The following is a 1,775-nucleotide window of genomic DNA, read 5'->3' as shown; positions in this document are numbered from 1 at the left end:
CCGGACGCTGTTGGTAAATCCGGGGGCTGCGTGACGGCGGCCTGTACCACCCCGTTGGGGTTGTGCAGGCCGTCGTCGTGTTTCTGGGGTGGGTTCGTGTCGTTGCGTGGGGTGGATCTGGCGGAGATCCCGGAGGAGACCGCGCGGGTGGCTCGCGCAGTGTTCCCGAAGGGCTGTCTGGCGATGCGGGTGCGGGATGTGCTCGGGCCGGTCTTCGCCGACGCCGACTTCGAGGAGTTGTTCCCGGCGCGGGGACGGCCGGTGATCTCGCCGGCCCGGTTGGCGCTGGTGTCGGTGTTGCAGTTCGCCGAGGGCCTGACCGACCGGCAGGCCGCGCACGCGGTCCGCTCGCGTCTGGACTGGAAGTACGCCCTGTCGCTGGAGCTGACCGATACCGGCTTCGACTTCTCCGTACTCAGCGAGTTCCGGGCCCGGCTGGTGGAGGCGGATGCTGGTCGCGCGGTGTTCGACGCGGTGGTGACCGCCGCCGGGGAGGCCGGGCTGGTGAAGGCGGGCAAGCGGCAGCGCACGGACGCCACCCACGTGCTGGCGTCGACCAGGGATCTGAACCGGCTGGAGTTCGTGGTCGAGACTTTGCGGGCCGCGCTGAACGAGGTTGCCGAGGTGGCCGGGGACTGGCTGGCGGCACTGGCGGCTCCGGAGTGGTTCGACCGCTACGCGGCCCGGCCGGAGGACAGTCGTTTCCCCTCTCGGTGGGCGGCCCGGGTCGAGCACGGCGACCAGTGCGGGGCCGATGGCATGGTGCTGCTGGAAGAGGTCTGGTCGCAGGAGGCACCGCCCGGCCTGCGGGTCCTGCCCGCGGTGGAGTTCCTGCGCCGGACGTGGGTGCAGCAGTTCCAGCGCATCGAGGACGTCGTGCGCTGGCGGGAGCCGAAGAACACCCCGCCCGGCCTGATCCGCTTACGCACCCCGTATGAGCCCGAGGCGCGGACCGGTGCGAAGCGGGATCTGGGCTGGTCCGGCTACAAGGTTCACCTCAGCGAGACCTGCGAGCCCGACGCTCCACACCTGATCACCCATATCCACACCACCCCGGCACCGGTGAACGACGATGCCGTCCTGGAGGACATCCACGCCGCGCTGGCCGAACGCGGCCTGTTGCCGGACGAGCACCTGGTGGACGCCGGATACGTCGATGCCGAACAGATCCACCACGCCCGCCGCGATCACGGCATCGAACTGGTCGGTCCGGTCAAGTCCACCACCGTGAAGGGACAGGCGAGCGGAGACATCTTCGACAACACCCGTTTCACCATCGACTGGGACCAGCGCCGGGCCGTCTGCCCCGGCGGACAGACCAACGTCGTCTGGCGGGAGGACCAGAGTCATCGGGGCACCCCGGTCACCCGGGTCCGGTTCGCCGCCCGGCACTGCGACCCCTGCGAACTGCGGACCTCGTGCACCAGCTCCAGGACCGGTCGCAATCTGACCCTGAGGCCGAAGGCCGAGCACGACATCCTTCAACAGGCCCGTATCGAGCAGGACACCGACCAGTGGCGCCGCCGCTACGGACACCGCGCCGGCGTCGAGGGCACCATCTCACAGGGCGTCCAGGCGTTCGGCCTGCGCAGATCCCGCTACCGCGGCCTCGCCAAGACCCGGCTCCAGCACCACTTCACCGGTGCCGCGATCAACCTCGCCCGCATTGATGCCTGGCTCACCGGCAGACCCCTCGCCCGCACCCGCGTCTCCCCCTTCGCAGCAATCCGCCCCGCTGGATGAGATCCAGCGGGGCGGATTTACCAACAGCGTCC

General features: G+C 69.9%; 1 protein-coding gene. It reads left to right on the top strand.

All coding sequences use genetic code 11. The annotated features are described in order from the left end of the window. The first annotated feature begins 96 nt into the window (after window positions 1–96). Window positions 97–1,743: an IS1182 family transposase gene (locus tag C1J00_RS42900; RefSeq protein ID WP_102914177.1), complete on the top strand. Its 1,647-nt coding sequence runs from the start codon at window positions 97–99 to the stop codon at window positions 1,741–1,743. Window positions 1,744–1,775 lie beyond the last annotated feature (32 nt).

This window comes from Streptomyces cahuitamycinicus, assembly GCF_002891435.1.
Classification (GTDB): Bacteria; Actinomycetota; Actinomycetes; order Streptomycetales; family Streptomycetaceae; genus Streptomyces; species Streptomyces cahuitamycinicus.
Note: the sequence above shows the minus strand (reverse complement) of the source record. Positions and strands in the feature narration are given on the sequence as shown.